Genomic DNA, 19,727 nt, shown 5'->3' on the forward strand with positions numbered 1-19,727 from the left:
AGGAGTGGAGTAAAATGAAAAAAATAATGACTGTCTTTGGGACACGTCCTGAAGCAGTGAAAATGGCACCTCTAGTATTAGAATTGCAAAATGATGCTGAACTAGAACCTGTAGTTGTGGTTACTGCACAGCATAGAGAAATGTTAGATTCTGTACTAACCAGCTTTCATATAGAACCAGACTATGATTTGAATATTATGAAACAAGGTCAGTCACTATCTGATATTACTTCTCGTATATTGACAAGGATTGAGGATGTTATCAAAAAAGAACAACCGGATATGATACTTGTTCATGGTGATACTATGACAACATTCGCTGGGAGTTTAGCAGCATTATATAATCAGATTCCTATCGGTCACGTGGAAGCGGGATTAAGAACATGGGATAAATATGCTCCATTTCCTGAAGAAATGAATAGGCAAATGGTAGGAGTAATGGCTGATTTAAACTTTGCTCCTACCAATAATGCTGCAAATAATCTGATTGCAGAAAATAAACCTTTAGAATCTATTGTTGTTACAGGTAACACTGCAATTGATGCGATGAAGACAACAATTCATAATAATTATCAATCAGCAATTATTGAAAAACATAGAGACAAACGCATTATTTTATTAACTGCACATAGACGTGAGAATATAGGTGAACCTATGGCTCATATCTTTAAAGCTATTAGAGATATTGTAGAATTGTATGAAGATGTTGTAGTGGTTTATCCTGTACACAAAAATCCGAAAGTTAGACAAATAGCAGACAAATATTTGTCTAACCATGCACGTATTGAACTGATAGAACCGTTAGAAGTGGTTGATTTTCATAATTTTGCTCAACAAGCTTATCTGATATTAACAGATTCGGGTGGTGTACAAGAAGAAGCGCCGTCACTGGGGAAACCTGTTTTAGTATTGAGAGATGCTACTGAAAGGCCCGAAGGCGTGGATGCAGGCACACTGAAAATCGTTGGTACAAATGAGCAACATATATTTGAATCAACAAAACAATTGTTAGAAGATGAGACGGTATATCAATCTATGAGTGAAGCACGTAATCCTTATGGAGATGGTAAAGCATCAAAAAGAATTTGTGAAAATATAAAATACTATTTCCACTTAATTTCAGAAAAACCGGAGTCTTTCAAATAATATTGGGCTTAATGTGTCGATTTTGTGACAAGCTTGTAAAAATTTTAACTACAATTTGAATAGAATTGACACGTTAACTACCCTATATTATTATTAAAACTATATGATTGGAACGGTTTTCATAAATGAACTATAAAATGAAACGAGGCACAAAAATGAAACGTTTCAATATCATTTTTAATCAGTACATACAGTACTATTTATATGGTATCATTGTACTAGTTATTGTGTTTATTTTCACATGCTCGCCATTTATATTAGGTCTTGTTATTGGAACAATAGGTTCACTTATTAACACCTTTACGTTTGAATATTTTTTAGCAAAAGCTAAAGAAAAGGATAACATACATATTTCAACGGGCAACGTGTGGAGATATTTAACGGTGATCCTAGCTTGTTGCATTTGGGTATTATTTAAAGACTATATTAATATTTTTGGTGTAATTGTTGGTTTATTGATTTCATATGTTTTAATTATCTTCAAACCATTTATTCAAAAGAACTAAATTTTTAAAAATGAAAGAGGTGAGAAAGAATGCAACATGAACACCCTCTAGTCGGTTGGAATGTGTTTGGTATAGACATCGTGTTTAATCTATCGTCTATTATGATGTTGATTATTTCAGCGGTTATTGTTTTTATCATAGCTATTATATGCACACGAAACCTCAAGAAACGTCCAACTGGTAAACAGAACTTTATAGAATGGGTATTTGACTTTGTTAGAGGCATTATAGAAAGTAATTTGGCATGGTCAAAAGGTGGACAATTCCACTTCCTTGCAGTGACATTGATACTGTTTCTATTTGTTAGTAATATGATTGGTTTACCGTTCTCTATTGTTTCAGGACATACCTTGTGGTGGAAATCACCAACTGCTGATGCAACAGTAACGCTAACATTGTCTACATTAATAATATTGTTAACACATTTTTATGGACTTAAGATGAAAAGCACCAAGAAATACTTTGGAAATTATACAAAACCTATATTCCTTATGCCGATTAACGTGTTTGAAGAGTTTACTTCAACCCTAACGTTAGGGTTACGTTTATACGGTAACATTTTTGCAGGTGAGCTATTACTAGGCTTATTAGCTGGTTTAATATTTAACTTCCCAGCATGGGGTTGGATTATAGGGTTGCCAGGTTTAGTTATTTGGCAAGCATTCTCAATATTTATTGGCGCAATACAGGCTTATATATTCATAATGTTATCAATGGTGTATATGTCCCATAAAGTTCAGGACAGCCATTAAAAATAAAAAAATTAAAAGAGAAAATTAGGAGGATTTAATAAATGAATTTAATCGCAGCAGCAATCGCAATCGGTTTATCAGCACTAGGAGCAGGTATTGGTAATGGTCTTATCGTTTCAAGAACAGTAGAAGGTGTCGCTCGTCAACCAGAAGCACGTGGACAGTTAATGTCAATTATGTTTATCGGTATTGGTTTAGTTGAAGCATTACCTATCCTTGGTCTTGTAATTTCATTCATCGTAATGTTCATGTAATTACATTTTTCGTAAAAGGCGAAGCCATTATGTGCTTTCGCCATTCGTTTTTATCTATAGAATTACGATTATAATGAATGAAAGGAGTGTCTATGTAAGTGACTGCTACGACAAATATGTTCGTACTTGGTGCAGCTGAAGTTTCAGGTGTTCAGTGGGGGACAGCACTTGTTACATTTGTAACATTTCTAGTCCTGCTGGCTTTATTGAAAAAATTCGCATGGGGTCCATTAAAAGAAGTAATGGATAAACGTGAACGCGATATTAATAAAGATATTGATGATGCCGAACAAGCTAAGCTAAATGCACAAAAGTTAGAAGAACAAAACAAACAAACACTAAAAGAAACACAAGATGAGGTTCAAAAGATTTTAGAAGACTCTAAAATTCAAGCACGCAAACAACATGAAGAAATTATTCATGAAGCAAATATTAGAGCAAATGGCATGGTTGAAACTGCACAAAATGAAATCAACAGCCAAAAAGAACGCGCTATTGCTGATATTAACAATCAAGTTTCTGAGCTTTCTGTATTAATAGCTTCTAAAGTATTACAAAAAGAAATTTCAGAAAAAGACCAAAAAGAATTAGTTGAAAAGTACATTAAAGAGGCAGGCGATAAATAATGGCTAACATAGCAAAAAAATATGCCAAGGCGTTATTTGACACTGCTATAGATAATAATAATCTTGATTTAATGTACGAAGAACTTTCAACAATCAATGAAGCAGTTCAAACAGAGACAAAAAAATTAAAAGCGTTTGATGAAGATCCTCATAAAGATGTTCAGCAACGTCGTCGTTTTGTAACTGTTGTTTTTGGCCATGCCAATCAATACTTACAAAACATGTTAACGATACTTGCTAATAATCGTCATCTTTCACATATTCATGATATATATATCGCTTTTGTAGCTATGTATAATCAACATCATAATCAAGATGAGGCAGTAGTTGAATCCGTGTATGAATTATCTGAAGAAGATTTATCACGCATGGAATCACTAATTAAATCACGTACAAATCTTACTAAAGTTATGATTACAAATAAAATTAATCCAGAGCTTATTGGTGGCGTTCGAATTAAAGTCGGCACAAAAGTAATGGATGCAAGTATTCAAAAAGATCTTGCTCAATTAGAAAAGCAATTTATTAGAGTGAAATAAAAAATTGAAGGAGTGACATAGATGGCCATTAAAGCTGAAGAAATCAGTGCATTACTTCGCTCACAAATAGAAAATTATGAGTCAGAAACTACTGTTACTGATGTAGGCACAGTTCTACAAATTGGTGATGGTATAGCTTTAATCCACGGATTAAATGATGTTATGGCTGGAGAGCTCGTAGAATTTAAAAGCGGCGTTCTAGGTTTAGCACAAAATTTAGAAGAATCGAATGTTGGTGTTGTTATTTTAGGACCTTACACTGATATTAAAGAAGGGGACGAAGTAAAACGTACTGGACGTATTATGGAAGTTCCTGTCGGTGACGAGTTAATTGGAAGAGTTGTGAATCCATTAGGTCAACCAATTGATGGTCAAGGACCAGTTAATACTACTAAGTCACGCCCAGTTGAGAAAAAAGCAACTGGTGTAATGGACCGTAAATCAGTAGACGAACCATTACAAACAGGTATTAAAGCGATTGATGCACTTGTACCTATTGGACGTGGACAACGTGAATTGATCATCGGTGATCGTCAAACAGGTAAAACGACTGTCGCTATCGATACAATCTTAAATCAAAAAGATCAAGGTACAATTTGTATCTATGTTGCAATCGGACAAAAAGATTCAACTGTACGTGCAAACGTCGAAAAATTACGCCAAGAAGGCGCACTTGATTATACAATTATAGTTTCAGCATCAGCTGCAGACCCAGCACCTATGTTATATATTGCACCTTATGCTGGTGTTACTATGGGTGAAGAATTTATGTTTAATGGTAAGCATGTGTTAGTTGTTTATGATGACTTAACAAAACAAGCATCAGCTTATCGTGAACTATCACTATTATTACGTAGACCTCCAGGCCGTGAAGCTTATCCTGGTGATGTATTCTACATACATAGTAGATTATTAGAAAGAGCTGCAAAACTCAATGACGAGCTTGGTGGCGGTTCAATTACTGCATTACCAATTATTGAAACACAGGCAGGAGATATTTCGTCATATGTCCCTACAAACGTAATTTCTATTACTGATGGACAAATCTTCTTACAATCAGACTTGTTCTTCTCTGGTGTTAGACCAGCAATCAATGCTGGACAATCAGTATCACGTGTAGGTGGTTCTGCACAAATTAAAGCAATGAAAAAAGTTGCGGGTACGTTACGTTTAGACTTAGCGTCTTACCGTGAGTTAGAATCATTTGCTCAATTTGGTTCTGATTTAGATGAATTTACAGCTCAAAAATTAGAACGTGGTAAACGTACGGTTGAAGTGTTAAAACAAGATCAAAACAAACCACTACCTGTAGAAAACCAAGTATTAATTATCTATGCTTTAACTAAAGGTTATTTAGATGATATTCCTGTTGTAGATATTACTCGTTTTGAAGATGAATTAAATCAATGGGCTAAATCTAATGCTTCAGAGTTATTAGAAGAAATTAAAACTTCAGGTGGATTACCGAATGACGATGCATTTGAAAAAGCTATTACTGAATTCAAAAAAAGTTTTAGTAGAACAGAAGCATAATCGTTAAAGTAAATAAAAGGTGGTGAGATAATGGCATCTCTAAAAGAGATTGATACACGTATAAAATCAACCCAAAAAATGAAACAAATCACGAAAGCAATGAACATGGTATCTAGTTCCAAATTGCGTCGTGCTGAAAAAAATACTAAGCAATTTAGACCTTATATGGAAAAAATGCAAGATGCAATAACTGCTGTTGCTGGTGCAGATAAAAATTCACACCACCCAATGTTAAAACAACGTGAAGTGAAGAAGAGTGGCTATCTGGTTATTACTAGTGATAAGGGATTAGCAGGAGCGTATAATGCAAATGTATTAAAACACCTAATAAAAGATATAGAAAGTAAGCATGCAAGTAAAGATGAATACACTATCTTAGTATTAGGACAAACAGGTGTTGATTTCCTTAAAAACAAAGGTTATGAAATTCGTGAATCATTAACAGAAGTTCCTGATCAACCTTCATTTAAAGAAGTACAAGCAATTGCTAAAAAAGCAATTGATTTATACAGTGATGAAGATGTAGATGAAGTAAAAATCTATTTCAGTCATTTCGTAAGTGTATTAGAACATAAGCCGTCAATGAAAACTGTACTTCCATTATCTCCAGAAGATTCAAGTTTAGGACATGGCCAAATGTCTTCTTATGAATTTGAACCAGATAAGGAATCGATATTAAGCGTTATTCTACCGCAATATGTAGAAAGCTTAATATACGGTACAATTCTAGATGCAAAAGCGAGTGAACATGCAACACGAATGACTGCAATGAAAAATGCATCTGACAATGCGACAGAACTTATTGATGATTTATCATTAGAATATAATAGAGCTAGACAAGCAGCAATCACACAACAAATCACAGAAATTGTTGGCGGTTCGGCTGCACTTGAATAACTATTAAAGGAGGAAAACAGCATGGGATTAGGCCGTGTAACACAAGTTATGGGTCCAGTAATTGATGTTCGTTTTGAACACAATGAAGTTCCAGAAATTAACAATGCCTTAGTACTTAATGTTGAAAAAGATAATGAAACTATTGCTTTAACATTAGAAGTAGCGTTACAACTTGGTGATGACGTAGTCCGTACGATAGCTATGGATTCGACTGATGGTGTAAAACGTGGTACGGAAGTAAGAGACAGTGGTCAAAGTATTAGTGTTCCAGTTGGAGATGCTACTTTAGGTAGAGTGTTCAACGTATTAGGCGAAACGATTGATTTAGATGAAAAAATTGATGATTCAGCTCGCCGTGATCCAATTCACAGAGAAGCGCCTGCATTTGATCAATTATCTACAAAAGTTGAAATTTTAGAAACAGGAATTAAAGTTGTTGATTTACTCGCACCTTATATTAAAGGTGGTAAAATCGGATTATTCGGTGGTGCCGGTGTTGGTAAAACAGTTTTAATCCAAGAATTAATTAATAACATTGCTCAAGAGCATGGTGGTATATCAGTATTTGCTGGTGTAGGTGAACGTACACGTGAGGGTAACGACTTGTACTTTGAAATGAGTGAAAGTGGTGTTATTAAGAAAACAGCAATGGTATTTGGTCAAATGAATGAGCCACCTGGTGCACGTATGCGTGTAGCTTTATCTGGCTTAACTATGGCAGAATACTTCCGTGATGAAGAAGGAAAAGATGTTTTACTATTTATTGATAATATCTTCAGATTCACGCAAGCTGGTTCTGAAGTATCAGCATTGTTAGGTCGTATGCCTTCTGCGGTTGGTTATCAACCAACATTAGCAACGGAAATGGGTCAATTACAAGAACGTATTACATCAACAAACAAAGGATCGGTAACTTCTATTCAAGCAGTTTTCGTACCTGCGGATGACTATACAGACCCAGCACCAGCGACGGCATTTGCGCATTTAGATGCTACAACAAACTTAGAGCGTAAATTGACAGAAATGGGTATTTATCCAGCTGTTGATCCATTAGCATCAACATCAAGAGCGCTTGAACCAACTATTGTTGGACAAGAGCACTATGAAATTGCACGTAACGTACAATCTACATTACAGAAGTATAGAGAATTACAAGATATCATCGCTATATTAGGTATGGATGAATTATCTGAAGAAGACAAGCAAACTGTTGAACGTGCGCGTCGTATTCAGTTCTTCTTATCTCAAAACTTCCACGTAGCTGAACAATTTACTGGTCAAAAAGGTTCATATGTACCAGTTAAGAAAACTGTAGAAGACTTCAAAGCAATCTTAGAAGGTAAATACGATCATATCCCTGAAGATGCATTCAGACTTGTTGGTGGTATGGATGACGTAATTGCAAAAGCTAAAGATATGGGTGTTGAAGTTTAAAAATTAGGAGGTATGGATAATGAACACATTAAGCCTAAATATTGTCACTCCTAATGGTTCTGTTTACGACCGAGATGATGTTAATCTTGCAGTATTACAAACTACTGCTGGAGACATTGGTGTCATGTATGGACATATTCCTACAGTTGCAGCGCTTGAAATTGGCTATGCCAAAATTAATTTTGACGGCGGTTCAGAATATATTGCAGTGAGTGAAGGTTTTGTTGAGGTTAGACAAGATAAGTTATCCATTATTGTACAAACTGCAGAACCTGCTGAAGAAATAGATGTGGCTAGAGCAGAATTAGCTAAATCTAGAGCAGAATCTCATTTGAATAATGATGAAGATGATAGTGACATTAATAGAGCCAAACGTGCATTAGAACGTGCAAATAACCGTATTCGTGTTGCTAACTTACAATAGACTTAAAAAATTGAAGTTCCTTAAAATAGGAGCTTCAATTTTTTTATGTCTCCTCTTAATAATTTGAAATATTATTTTTTAGTAATTGATGAATAAAGCACAGGATAATGGGAAAAATATCTTATAATAAAGTATAATAGAGCATGCCATATAATTTGGGGCTTCAGTATCTTTTGGGTCATATTTCATGTAAAATAAATAATTAGTGAATAGCGAGGTGCAGGACTTATGGAATATATGGGACAATTTTCAATTGTTCATCTCATATTGCATGTTATTTGTATTTGTCTTGCTTATTGGGCACTTAATGCTGTGAGATTAGATCAATTTTTTAAAAAGGGATATCCTCTGCAAGTACAAATATGTATGATATTTGTAGCGATTTTATTAGGAACAGCTGTTAGCAACTTTATTGTTGATTTATTACAATTTTCAACTCAAATAAAATATTTGGCGCAATAATTCAATTACTGTATCTTTTTTGAGAATATAGATATAATGATTTGGAAGTAACAAGAAATTAAAAAACGTAATTTTAAAAGTAGTTAAGTGGAGGATTTAAGATGGATAAGATAGAAATTAATGGTGGAAATAGATTAACAGGCGAAGTTAAGGTGTCAGGCGCAAAAAATGCTGTTTTACCCGTACTAACTGCTTCACTTTTAGCATCTGAAGGTGTGAGTAAACTTAAGAATGTACCGGCACTAAGTGATGTCGAAACAATAAACAATGTGATATCGACGTTAAACGCTGATGTTTCTTATGATAAAGAAGCAGAATTAGTAACTGTTGATGCTACAAAACAATTAAATGAAGAAGCACCATATGAATACGTGAGTAAAATGAGAGCAAGTATTTTAGTTATGGGACCACTTCTAGCCCGTCTTGGCCATGCAAAAGTAGCACTTCCAGGTGGCTGTGCTATTGGTTCAAGACCTATCGAACAACATATTAAAGGGTTTGAAGAGCTAGGGGCAGACATCCATATGGATGGCGGATTTATTTATGCTAGCACCAAAGATGGTTTGAAAGGAACAACAATTCATTTAGATTTTCCAAGTGTAGGAGCTACGCAAAATATTATAATGGCTGCTTCTTTAGCTGAAGGTAAAACAGTCTTAGAAAATGTAGCACGTGAACCTGAAATTGTTGATTTAGCGAATTATATTAATGAAATGGGTGGTAATGTAGTAGGTGCAGGTACTGATACTATTACAATTCATGGTGTTGAAAAGTTACACGGTGTTGAACATTCAATCATTCCTGACAGAATTGAAGCAGGTACATTACTTATCGCTGGTGCTATCACACGTGGAGATATCGTGGTTCATGGTGCCATTAAAGAGCATATGACAAGCCTAGTGTATAAACTAGAAGAGATGGGTGTTAATTTAGAATATCAAGGTGACTCGATTCGAGTTAGTGTAGATGGTCCACTAAAACCAGTGGATATTAAAACATTGCCACATCCTGGTTTTCCGACAGATATGCAGTCTCAAATGATGGCATTATTATTAACTGCAGATGGTCACAAAGTTGTAACTGAAACGGTATTTGAAAATAGATTCATGCATGTTGCTGAATTCCAACGTATGAATGCTCAAATAACAGTAGAAGGCAGAAGCGCTAAGATAGAAGGAAAAAGTGAACTTCAAGGTGCTCAAGTCAAAGCAACAGATTTACGTGCAGCTGCGGCATTAATATTAGCTGGTCTAGTAGCTGATGGAACGACTCAAGTAACTGAACTCATACATTTAGACAGAGGATATGTGGACTTACATGGCAAATTAAAAGCTTTAGGTGCAGATATTAAACGTACTCAAGACTAATACTGTGTTAGTATTTAAATATTAATCATCAGAGGATAAAGAGTTGGAGGAAGCAAAATGGAAACAATTTTTGACTATAACCAAATTAAAGAAATCATACCACATAGACAGCCATTTCTATTAATAGATAGAGTTGTTGAATATGAAGAAGGTAAACGTTGTGTAGCAATTAAACAGGTATCTGGTAATGAACCGTTTTTCCAAGGCCACTTCCCTGAATATGCAGTAATGCCTGGTGTTCTTATTACTGAAGCTTTGGCACAAACTGGTGCAGTAGCTATGTTAAATGATGACGCCAATAAAGGAAAACTTGCATTGTTTGCAGGCATCGATAAATGTAGATTCAAGAGACAGGTAACACCTGGAGATACATTGGTATTAGAAGTTGAGATTACTAAGATGAGAGGGCCTATCGGTAAAGGTAATGCGAAAGCTACTGTAGATGGTCAACTTGCTTGTAGTTGTGAGCTAACGTTTGCGTTGCAAGATAAATAATAAATAAAAAAGCCTTAAAGATTTGATAGCATTAACAAATCTTTAAGGCTTTTTTATGTTAATTTCTTTCAATTCTTTCATCTTTGAGCCTTGGTTTAGATTGCATCATTCGATTAAATGATTTTTTTAAGTCTTCTCCAGTTAGGCCTTCGTCTATCAATTGTTCTAATAAACTTTCAGCATATACTTGTCTAAGTGTATAAATATGACATTCAAAAACTACAGAAATTGAATGTTCAAGGCGACTAATATTTTTTATTGTAGCATCAAAGAGCGCTGGATCATTCGCTGGACGTGTAATAACTACACGTATATCAAGTAAAGTCTCATCTTCCATGTGTTGCTTCATTGTTTCATAATGGAAGTCTGAAATGACGATTTCAAGTAACCAACCAGTGCCACTATTTTCCTTGTTTATAATGACCCCATCATCTAATTCGTATTCAGTCACTCCACCACTTTCTGATACGATTTGAAAGCGAACGGCTTTAAATGTTTTCATCGTCTTCACATCCAATTAGTAAATTTAAATTCTACAATTACTTTATTTATATAATCATTATAACGTAGTTTTAAAACAGAAAGGAAATAATTGTAGAAAACTGTGAGATTTTACTTTTGAAAAAGTTGAAAGTGTATTTTGACTCTAAAATCGAAATTAAATATGATTAGAACATGAAGGAGGTGACACATGATAAATAATATCGTCATTGTAGGACGACTTACTAAAGCTCCAAAAATATTTGAAAAGGAGGGCGGTAAATTAGCTACATTTTGTGTAGCAGTAACTAGAAACTATAAGGATAAGCATCAAAATACGATTTGTGACTATTTATATTGTAAAGCATTTGGGAAGATAGCCAGTAATATTGAAAAATATATCAACCAAGGTTCACTGGTAGGTATTACAGGACAAATGCAATCACGTAAATTTACAAAAGAAGGACAGACACACTTTGTATCAGAAATTTATATTGAAACCATCAAATTTATGTCTCCACAATCAACAGTTGAAACAGAAAAGGTATTTGAGCCATTCCAACTAGAACCCAACCATGAGTCATTAGATGAAATAACTGTACAACAAAATGATATATATGAAACTGTATAATACTCCCACATCATAACTATCCCAAATATAATCCATCCAAATTAATATACATCAAATCCTACTATCAATTATACTTCTTTCTGGCTATCTCTCTTAAAATCCAAATAAGAGAGATAGCTACTTTATTGAATGCAATACTCTGCTGATAACTTTATTTATGATGATTGAGGAAAAGTGAAAATATAGTTGAAAAATAATGCTAAGCATACTGAAAAACTAAGATTATTAGACTGAATAATCTGATAAATTACAAAGCTATTACACGACAGGGTAGACTAATTTAGTATTTAAATAGCATTATGATGAAGTTTAAATTATAAGTTTGGTAGAATAATACATATTTAGCATGTAATTTGCATGTAAAAAAATCCTTGTTTTTTTTATTTCTCTGTAACCTACTACATATTTTTAGATGTTATAGTTGTAACTAGCAAATTAATCATAAAACTAATTACCTTATAGGAGGACTTTTTGGAAATGAAAAAAACAATTATTGCATCAACAGTAGCAGTAGGTCTAGGAGTTACAGGAGCAGCATCAGCAGGAAATACAGCAGATGCTTCAGAACAAGGTATCGATAAAGCGCAGTTAGCACAACTAGCGCAATCAAATTCAAGCCAATTAAATGAATCTCCTGTTCAAGAAGGTTCATATAACTATAATTTTAATTTAAATGGTGTTGACTATCACTTTGAATCAGACGGCCAAAACTTTAGCTGGAGCTATGGTGAAAATGTTAATGGTTCAGTAGAACAATCTACAGATAACAGTGAACAAGCTCAACAAACAGAACAACCAAAACAAGAATCTGCACCAAAACAAGAAGCGGCACCACAAACAGCAGAAACACAACAACCACAACAAGAAGCGACTACAACTCAATCAAGTCAAGCTTCAGAAGGTTCATCAGTAAATGTTAACGCGCATTTACAACAAATCGCTCAACGTGAATCAGGCGGCGATCTTAAAGCTGTAAACCCTTCATCAGGTGCAGCAGGTAAATACCAATTCTTACAAAGTACATGGGATTCAGTAGCACCTGCAGAATATAAAGGTGTATCACCAACTGAAGCACCAGAATCAGTACAAGACCAAGCAGCAGTAGATTTATATAACTCAGCTGGTGCATCACAATGGGTTACTGCATAATTTCAAGTAGTACCTTTGGATTACTATTTTAATATTAAAGTAAGCATCTCTATTATAACGATAGGGATGCTTTTTTGTATGAAGCGCATTCTTTTGCATTATTTAATACATTTTGTTATGTTTAAATAAATATAAAATTTATAAAATTACTACTAGGGGAGCCTTTGTGCTGAGATGAATTTATTCAGACCCTTACAACCTGATTTGGTTAATACCAACGTAGGAAAGTAGTTTAATTCATAGTTTAATTCATTAATTTTCCTATCAATTAACTACATACCTAGTTGGGTTTGTAGTTTTTTTTATTATATGGAGGACTAAGAGTGTTATTTTCAAGTGAGTTAAAACAAGCTTCACAACCAATCATAGAAGATATTTATCAAGATCCGTTCATCCAAGGTATGCTAAAAGGTGATTTACCTAAAGATGTAATTAAGTATTACCTGAGGGCAGATGCCTCATACTTAAAAGAATTTGCAAATATTTATGCGTTGCTTATACCAAAAATGCAGGAATTAGAAGATATCCAATTTTTAGTGGAACAAATTCAGTTTATTGTAGATGGGGAAGTAGAGGCACATGAAATATTATCTGATTTTGTTAACGAGCCTTATAATGAAATTATAAAAGAGAAAGTATGGCCGCCAAGTGGTGATCATTATATAAAACATATGTATTTTAATGCTTATGCAAAAGAAAACGCGGCATATACAATTGCAGCAATGGCACCTTGTCCCTATGTCTATCAGGTCATTGCTAAACAAGCTTTGCAAGATGAATTGCTTAATAACGATGCACTATTGAAAGAATGGTTTGTCTTTTACAGTACAGAAATGGATGAGCTTGTGCATGTTTTTGATAATTTAATGGATAAATTAACTCAAAATTGTACTAATCAAGAAAAAAACGATATCAAAGACTGTTTTTTACAGAGTACAGTACATGAACGTAATTTCTTTAATATGTCAGTTAATGAAGAATTTTGGTCTTACGGAGGAGATAATAATGAATAAACCTAAAATTGCATTAACCATAGCTGGAACAGATCCAACTGGAGGGGCTGGCGTAATGGCAGACTTAAAGTCATTTCATGCTTGTGGTGTATACGGTATGGCAGCGGTTACAAGCATTGTGGCTCAAAATACCAAAGGCGTGCAACACATTCACAATCTTGAAACAAGCTGGCTATCTGAACAACTTGAAAGCGTATATGATGATGAATTACCTCAAGCTCTAAAAACAGGTATGATTGCATCTAAAGAAATGATGGAATTAATTCAATCATATTTAAAAAAATATCCTGAAATTCCATATGTGATAGATCCAGTGATGTTAGCTAAAAGTGGTGATGCTTTAATGGATGATGATGCCAAATCAGATTTACAAAATATTTTATTACCTTATGCAAAAGTTGCTACACCAAACTTACCAGAGGCTGAAGAAATTACAGGATTAAAGATAACGGATGAAGCTTCAATTTATAAGGCTGGTAATATATTTATTAACGATATTGGTAGTAAAGGTGTGGTCATTAAAGGTGGTCATTCAGAAAACCTTGATACAGCAAAAGACTATTTATTTACCAAAGAAGATGTATTCACGTTTGAGTCACCGCGTTATGAAACACAACATACGCATGGTACTGGTTGCACATTTTCAGCAGTGATTACTGCTGAGTTAGCTAAAGGAAAATCGATTTATGATGCTGTAAACAAAGCTAAACAATTTATCGCATTAAGTATTAAATATACTCCTGAAATTGGTCAAGGAAGAGGGCCAGTAAATCATTTTGCGTATATGAAAGAGGTCGGTTTAGATGACGAATAATATAGAAATACTAAGAGCTAATCAACCGTTAGTTATTTGCTATACTAATGATGTAGTTAAAAATTTTACTGCTAATGGTTTATTAAGTTTAGGAGCGAGTCCTGCAATGAGTGAAGCACCAGAAGAGGCTACCGATATGTTAAACGCAGCGCATGCATTATTAATAAATATCGGTACACTCACAAAAGCAAAAGAAGAAGACATTATGACTATTGCAAAGACTGCGAATAAAGTGGGTACTCATGTGGTATTCGACCCAGTTGCAGTAGGCGCTTCACAATATCGTAAAGCATTTTGTCATCGTTTTTTACAAGAAGTAGATATTGCGGTAATTAAAGGTAATGCATCTGAAATTTTAACCTTAGTACACAATGATACAACTATGAAAGGCACAGATGGCGATGTGACATTAAATCCTGTTGAAATTGCGAAACTTGCACATGAGTATTTAAAAACAACCATAGTCGTTACAGGAAAAGAAGATGTCATTATACAAGATAACAAAATTATAAAAAGTGCAAATGGTTCTCCGATGCTTACTAAAGTCACAGGTGCTGGCTGTCTATTAGGCGGAGTAATAGCTAGTTTTTTACCATCTCAAAAAGATCAAGCAAGAGAAGCGATAGTAGAAGCAGTAACTCTATATAATATCGCTGCTGAACAAGCAGAAGCAGTGGCTCATCATAAAGGTCCTGGCACTTTTATGATTGAATTACTTAATGCGCTTTATCATATTTCATTCGATGATTATTTAACCTATCGTCGTATACAAGAGGTGTAATACATGTTTAACAAAGAGTACTTAAAAGTCTACTTCATTTGTGGTACACAAGATGTACCTGAAAATACTTCTATTAAAGAGATATTGACTAAAGCACTAGAGGCTGGTATTACAATGTTTCAATTTAGAGAAAAAGGTACGACAGCACTAAAAGGACAAGCGAAAGTCAAATTGGCGAGACAGTTATGTGCGCTGTGTCATAGTTATCAAGTTCCATTTATAGTTAATGATGATGTAGCTCTAGCCGAAGAAATTAATGCTGATGGAATACATGTAGGGCAGGATGATCTGGATGTAAGTACATTTGCTAAGCAATTTAAAGACAAAATAATCGGTCTTAGTGTAAGTGATGTTGAAGAATATAATCGGTCTGATTTAACATACGTTGATTACATTGGTGTAGGTCCAATGTATGCCACGGCATCTAAAGGAGATGCAAACGCGCCAGTAGGGCCAGAAATGATACCTCAATTAAGAAATTATATAGATAACTTTCCGATTGTTGCGATTGGCGGTATTAGTTTAGAGAATGCAAGCGACGTCGTACGTGCAGGTGCAGATGGTCTTTCTCTAATATCAGCGATTGCTAAAAGTGAACATATCGAACAAACGGTGCAACAATTTTTACAAACTGTCGAATAAAGTATAATATTTTCTTTTTTTGTTTTCTACTTTTCCTTGAGTGTGATAAAATAAATTCTATGTGAATATATCATTAGAGGTGGAAAAATGAAGAAGAAAGCGCTACTACCTTTATTATTAGGTGTAATGGTCTTTTTAGCAGGCTGTGACTATTCAAAACCTGAAAATAAGGATGGATTTTTCTATAATACGTTCGTTGAGCCGATGGACAAAGTTATACATTGGTTGGGGACTAGTTTTAATAATGACTATGGTTTAGCAATTATCGTACTTGTATTGGCAATTCGTTTAGTATTATTGCCATTCATGTTATCTAATTATAAAAATAGTCATATGATGCGTGAAAAAATGAAAGTTGCAAAACCTGATATTGATGCGATTCAAGAGAAGGTTAAGCGTTCGCGTACCCAAGAAGAAAAAATGGCAGCAAACCAAGAAATGATGGAAGTATATAAAAAATATGATATGAACCCAATGAAGAGTATGTTAGGTTGTTTACCAATGCTAATACAAATGCCAATCATTATGGGATTATTCTTTGTATTGAAATATCCTTCTAGCGGTGGTTTTACAGAGCATCCTAATTTCTTATGGTTCAACTTATCCAAACCTGACATTTGGATTACAATTATTGCAGGTATCTTATACTTCTTACAAGCTTATGTTTCAAGTAAGAGTATGCCAAACGAACAGCGTCAAATGGGTTATATGATGATGGTGATTTCACCAATTATGATTGTGTGGATTTCATTAAGTTCAGCATCAGCTTTAGGTTTATATTGGTCAGTGAGTGCGGCTTTCTTAATCGTACAAACACAAGTAGCGAATATGTATTATTCTAAACTTGCTCAAAAAGAAGTTGCGCCAATGATAGAAGCGATGAAACAAAACACAGCAAACTCAGTAACTAAAGGGTCAAATACGCAAGTGGTTTCAAAGAAAAATAAGAAAAAATAACTTATTTTAATTATTGATTGAAACCTATAAAAGCGTTTATGGTAAAAATAGCCATACTCAAAATAAAAGTACCCGTCTATTTTTTAATAGGCGGGTACTTTTTTGTGGTTTAAAATAAAATCTGTGCAACTTCAACATTAAACATACCATTCTTTAAAGAATTGATTCACAAACCCTTTCATATATTCATGGCGTTGTTGGGCGATACGTTTACCAGTTTCAGTATGCATTAAATCTTTGAGTTTGAATAATTTTTCATAGAAATGCTTAATCGCTGAAGGAGACCAGTCAATATAATCCGTAGTTTCATGGTTAGACGCTGCATCAGATTGTATATCAACCCACATGGGTTCGTTAAAATGACCAGCAAACTGAAATGTACGAGCGATTCCAATGGCACCAATTGCATCAAGTCTATCAGCATCACGCACGATTTGACCTTCTATAGATAATTTTACTGAATTATTTTGTCCATCTTGATAACTCATATTTTCAATAATATGTAGAATGTCTGCTTGCTGATGTGAGGATAGTGCAAGTTGATTTAAAAATTCCAATAATTTTATTTTTGCTTGTTTACCATCAGTAAGTTTCTCATCAATTGTATCGTGTAATAAACAGGCTAATTCAATAATTAATAAATCTCCATCATTTTCCTTATTAGCGATATATTTAGCCATATTTACAACACGTTTGATATGGGCAACATCATGCCCAGTAGAATCACTAGTGTGAAAAGTAATCATGTAAGATTCTGCGGATTTTAGTATATCATTTGTATGCATACAATATTGCTCCTTTATATATGTTTAATTGATTTAAAAAGATTTGTAACAAAAAGGTCTAAAGTAGCTTTTATTAAAAGCGTTACTTTAGACCTGTAATACAACTACAGAATAGGTGATAATAATTGCGAAATGCCTTCTTTAAATTTAATCCATAAACTTCGTTTTTCATAAAGTTCTGTGGTTAATCTATAAGATACAGTCAAATCTTTTTCAAAAGCTACTCTAAGTTCTCGTGCGATAAGCGTATCATAAATAAAAGCATTAACTTCGAAGTTAAGTGTGAAACTGCGATGGTCCATATTTGCTGTTCCAACACTAGCTACTTCGTCATCAATAATAAGCATTTTTGAATGTAAAAAACCGTTGTTATAATGGAAAATATTAACGCCTGCTTCTAAGAGGGAAGCTACATTTTTATAGGTAACCCAATAAACAAATGGATGGTCAGGTTTATTAGGTATCATAATATTTACATTCACACCACCTAAAGCAGCAATTTTAACTGCATCTAGAAAAGCTTGATCAGGAATAAAATAAGGAGACTGGATATAAATAGAATGTTTTGCGGAAGCAATCATTTTTAGATATCCATATTTTATCTGTTCCCATGTTTCATCAGGACCACTTGAAGCGATCTGAATACCTACAGTACCATCAGACTCAACATCAGGAAAATAACGCTCGGCATATTTCAGATTATCCCTAGTGGACTGTGAATTCCAGTCCAACATAAAACGTAACTGCAAGGCATTGACTGCATCACCTACAATACGTAAATGTGTATCTCTCCAATACCCAAATTTTTTCTTTAATCCTAGATACTCATCACCAACATTAAAACCACCAACGTAACCAATATGGCCATCAATAATTACGATTTTTCTATGGTTTCTGTTGTTCATTCTAAGATTGATCAATGGAAGTTTTGAAGGGAAGAAAGCTTCTACTTGACCACCTTTTTTGTGGAAGCTTTTAAAATCCTTCAAAGATAATGTACGAGACCCCATATCGTCATACAACATCTTAACTTCTAAGCCTTCTTCAAGTTTTTGCTCAAGTGCTCTTAAAATACGATTTCCTAAACCATCATTTCTAAAAATGTAATATTGAATATGAATATAATCTTGGGCATCGTAAATATCCTTAATTAGAGCATCAAATTTTTCCTTACCGTCTGTAAATATTTTGAGGTTATTGTCTGTAGTTAAAAACGCTGCGTTATTGTATAACAGCATTTGAACCATATCTTTGAATTTAACTATTTGATGGTTACCTTTGGAAAACTCATCATTTTTCAATGCCTCAAGCTGTTCTTTCACAATCATTTCTATGCCAATCTTATCTTTTTCATCTATTGAAAAGATATGAGTACGTTGGATTTGTCTACCAAATAATAGATAAATGATAAAACCAAGTACTGGGATAAAGACTAAAACTAAGACCCATGCCCAAATTGAACCTGCAGATCGTCGTTCCATAAAAATAATGATAAAAGCAAAGATAAGGTTTAATATAAATGCACTAATTAAAAGAACATTTATTATTAAGTTTGTGTGACTATATGAAATTGAAAAAATATCTATCATATTAAACCCCCAAAAATGCAAAGCAATTTATTTAAATTTGTAAAAGTCTCAATTATTGTAACACGTCCATAGCCTTTTATCACTTGACTTATACCTATCAGGGGTATATTATATAGTTCAAATCAATAGGAGGTCCTTAATATATGGAGGAAATACAAAAAGCACACCACTCGGAACAGAATAAAGCTAATTTAAAATCGAGATTGAACCGTATAGAGGGTCAAGTAAGAGCAATTAATAGAATGGTCGATGAAGATGTATATTGTGATGATGTGTTGACACAAATTAGAGCTACACGGTCAGCATTAAATAGTGTGGCAACGAAGTTATTAGATCACCACATGAAAAGTTGTATCATGAATAAAGTCAATCAAGGGCAACAAGAAGAAGCAATGGAAGAATTGTTAGTTACTTTTCAAAAATTAATGAAAGATTAGAGGTATAATAGGAAG

General features: G+C 34.0%; 24 protein-coding genes and 1 riboswitch. Of the genes, 21 read left to right on the forward strand and 3 right to left on the reverse strand.

All coding sequences use genetic code 11. The features are described from left to right. Positions 1-14: 14 nt before the first annotated feature. The 13 genes from wecB (at position 15) to fabZ (ending at position 10,434) form a co-directional block, all read left to right on the forward strand. A complete protein-coding gene (wecB, locus tag PYW31_RS03850) occupies positions 15-1,145 on the forward strand; it encodes a non-hydrolyzing UDP-N-acetylglucosamine 2-epimerase (protein ID WP_046837806.1) in 1,131 nt (376 codons plus the stop codon). Between the two features lie 155 nt (positions 1,146-1,300). After that, positions 1,301-1,651: an ATP synthase subunit I gene (locus tag PYW31_RS03855; RefSeq protein WP_046837805.1), complete on the forward strand. Its 351-nt coding sequence runs from the start codon at positions 1,301-1,303 to the stop codon at positions 1,649-1,651. 29 nt (positions 1,652-1,680) lie between these two features. Then, the gene (gene atpB, locus PYW31_RS03860; protein ID WP_046837804.1) at positions 1,681-2,403 is read left to right on the forward strand and encodes a F0F1 ATP synthase subunit A; all 723 of its coding nucleotides are present in this window, start codon (positions 1,681-1,683) and stop codon (positions 2,401-2,403) included. 41 nt (positions 2,404-2,444) lie between these two features. Then, the gene (atpE, locus tag PYW31_RS03865; protein ID WP_002510315.1) at positions 2,445-2,657 is read left to right on the forward strand and encodes a F0F1 ATP synthase subunit C; all 213 of its coding nucleotides are present in this window, start codon (positions 2,445-2,447) and stop codon (positions 2,655-2,657) included. 98 nt (positions 2,658-2,755) lie between these two features. Then, the gene (locus PYW31_RS03870; RefSeq protein WP_046837803.1) at positions 2,756-3,283 is read left to right on the forward strand and encodes a F0F1 ATP synthase subunit B; all 528 of its coding nucleotides are present in this window, start codon (positions 2,756-2,758) and stop codon (positions 3,281-3,283) included. After that, positions 3,283-3,822, forward strand: a complete 540-nt coding sequence (locus PYW31_RS03875) for a F0F1 ATP synthase subunit delta (protein WP_046837802.1) — start codon at positions 3,283-3,285, stop codon at positions 3,820-3,822. The genes PYW31_RS03870 and PYW31_RS03875 overlap by 1 nt, the downstream gene beginning before the upstream one ends. 21 nt (positions 3,823-3,843) lie before the next feature. Then, positions 3,844-5,355: a F0F1 ATP synthase subunit alpha gene (gene atpA / locus PYW31_RS03880; RefSeq protein ID WP_046837801.1), complete on the forward strand. Its 1,512-nt coding sequence runs from the start codon at positions 3,844-3,846 to the stop codon at positions 5,353-5,355. Positions 5,356-5,385: 30 nt separating this feature from the next. After that, complete coding sequence (atpG, locus tag PYW31_RS03885; RefSeq protein ID WP_046837800.1) at positions 5,386-6,252, forward strand: ATP synthase F1 subunit gamma; 867 nt, start codon at positions 5,386-5,388, stop codon at positions 6,250-6,252. Positions 6,253-6,273: 21 nt separating this feature from the next. After that, positions 6,274-7,686, forward strand: a complete 1,413-nt coding sequence (atpD, locus tag PYW31_RS03890) for a F0F1 ATP synthase subunit beta (RefSeq protein ID WP_046837799.1) — start codon at positions 6,274-6,276, stop codon at positions 7,684-7,686. A gap of 19 nt (positions 7,687-7,705) precedes the next feature. Beyond that, positions 7,706-8,110 carry a F0F1 ATP synthase subunit epsilon gene (locus tag PYW31_RS03895; RefSeq protein WP_046837798.1) on the forward strand — a complete coding sequence of 135 codons (405 nt, stop codon included), beginning with the start codon at positions 7,706-7,708 and terminating at the stop codon, positions 8,108-8,110. A gap of 228 nt (positions 8,111-8,338) precedes the next feature. Then, on the forward strand, positions 8,339-8,572 hold the full coding sequence (locus PYW31_RS03900) for a DUF1146 family protein (protein WP_046837797.1): 234 nt from the start codon (positions 8,339-8,341) through the stop codon (positions 8,570-8,572). Between the two features lie 101 nt (positions 8,573-8,673). Further along, the gene (murA, locus tag PYW31_RS03905) at positions 8,674-9,939 is read left to right on the forward strand and encodes a UDP-N-acetylglucosamine 1-carboxyvinyltransferase (RefSeq protein WP_046837796.1); all 1,266 of its coding nucleotides are present in this window, start codon (positions 8,674-8,676) and stop codon (positions 9,937-9,939) included. 57 nt (positions 9,940-9,996) lie between these two features. After that, on the forward strand, positions 9,997-10,434 hold the full coding sequence (fabZ, locus tag PYW31_RS03910) for a 3-hydroxyacyl-ACP dehydratase FabZ (RefSeq protein WP_046837795.1): 438 nt from the start codon (positions 9,997-9,999) through the stop codon (positions 10,432-10,434). A gap of 58 nt (positions 10,435-10,492) precedes the next feature. Here fabZ and PYW31_RS03915 read toward each other — a convergent pair whose 3' ends face one another. After that, positions 10,493-10,936: a YwpF-like family protein gene (locus PYW31_RS03915; protein ID WP_046837794.1), complete on the reverse strand. Its 444-nt coding sequence runs from the start codon at positions 10,934-10,936 to the stop codon at positions 10,493-10,495. Positions 10,937-11,125: 189 nt separating this feature from the next. Between PYW31_RS03915 and PYW31_RS03920 the strand changes: the two genes are divergently transcribed. From PYW31_RS03920 to yidC, 7 genes are all read left to right on the forward strand, one after another. Then, the gene (locus PYW31_RS03920; RefSeq protein ID WP_046837793.1) at positions 11,126-11,545 is read left to right on the forward strand and encodes a single-stranded DNA-binding protein; all 420 of its coding nucleotides are present in this window, start codon (positions 11,126-11,128) and stop codon (positions 11,543-11,545) included. Between the two features lie 477 nt (positions 11,546-12,022). Further along, positions 12,023-12,694 carry a transglycosylase family protein gene (locus tag PYW31_RS03925; RefSeq protein WP_046837792.1) on the forward strand — a complete coding sequence of 224 codons (672 nt, stop codon included), beginning with the start codon at positions 12,023-12,025 and terminating at the stop codon, positions 12,692-12,694. Between the two features lie 144 nt (positions 12,695-12,838). After that, positions 12,839-12,937, forward strand: a riboswitch (TPP riboswitch). A gap of 80 nt (positions 12,938-13,017) precedes the next feature. Then, on the forward strand, positions 13,018-13,707 hold the full coding sequence (gene tenA, locus PYW31_RS03930; protein ID WP_046837791.1) for a thiaminase II: 690 nt from the start codon (positions 13,018-13,020) through the stop codon (positions 13,705-13,707). Further along, the gene (thiD, locus tag PYW31_RS03935) at positions 13,700-14,521 is read left to right on the forward strand and encodes a bifunctional hydroxymethylpyrimidine kinase/phosphomethylpyrimidine kinase (protein ID WP_046837790.1); all 822 of its coding nucleotides are present in this window, start codon (positions 13,700-13,702) and stop codon (positions 14,519-14,521) included. Before tenA ends, thiD begins: the two co-directional genes overlap by 8 nt. Further along, positions 14,511-15,302: a hydroxyethylthiazole kinase gene (gene thiM, locus PYW31_RS03940; protein ID WP_046837789.1), complete on the forward strand. Its 792-nt coding sequence runs from the start codon at positions 14,511-14,513 to the stop codon at positions 15,300-15,302. The genes thiD and thiM overlap by 11 nt, the downstream gene beginning before the upstream one ends. Before the next feature lie 3 nt (positions 15,303-15,305). Beyond that, a complete protein-coding gene (thiE, locus tag PYW31_RS03945) occupies positions 15,306-15,944 on the forward strand; it encodes a thiamine phosphate synthase (protein ID WP_046837788.1) in 639 nt (212 codons plus the stop codon). Positions 15,945-16,031: 87 nt separating this feature from the next. Then, positions 16,032-16,901: a membrane protein insertase YidC gene (gene yidC, locus PYW31_RS03950; protein ID WP_046837787.1), complete on the forward strand. Its 870-nt coding sequence runs from the start codon at positions 16,032-16,034 to the stop codon at positions 16,899-16,901. 137 nt (positions 16,902-17,038) lie between these two features. Here yidC and PYW31_RS03955 read toward each other — a convergent pair whose 3' ends face one another. Together PYW31_RS03955 and cls are read right to left on the reverse strand one after the other, a co-directional pair. Continuing rightward, positions 17,039-17,686 carry an HD domain-containing protein gene (locus PYW31_RS03955; protein ID WP_046837786.1) on the reverse strand — a complete coding sequence of 216 codons (648 nt, stop codon included), beginning with the start codon at positions 17,684-17,686 and terminating at the stop codon, positions 17,039-17,041. A 104-nt stretch (positions 17,687-17,790) separates the two neighbouring features. After that, complete coding sequence (gene cls, locus PYW31_RS03960) at positions 17,791-19,275, reverse strand: cardiolipin synthase (protein WP_046837785.1); 1,485 nt, start codon at positions 19,273-19,275, stop codon at positions 17,791-17,793. A gap of 143 nt (positions 19,276-19,418) precedes the next feature. On the opposite strand from cls, the gene csoR reads away from it, so the two are divergent. Further along, complete coding sequence (gene csoR / locus PYW31_RS03965; RefSeq protein WP_046837784.1) at positions 19,419-19,712, forward strand: copper-sensing transcriptional repressor CsoR; 294 nt, start codon at positions 19,419-19,421, stop codon at positions 19,710-19,712. The last annotated feature ends 15 nt before the right edge of the window (positions 19,713-19,727 follow it).

The sequence above is a fragment of the Staphylococcus succinus genome (assembly GCF_029024945.1).
Taxonomy (GTDB): domain Bacteria; phylum Bacillota; class Bacilli; order Staphylococcales; family Staphylococcaceae; genus Staphylococcus; species Staphylococcus succinus.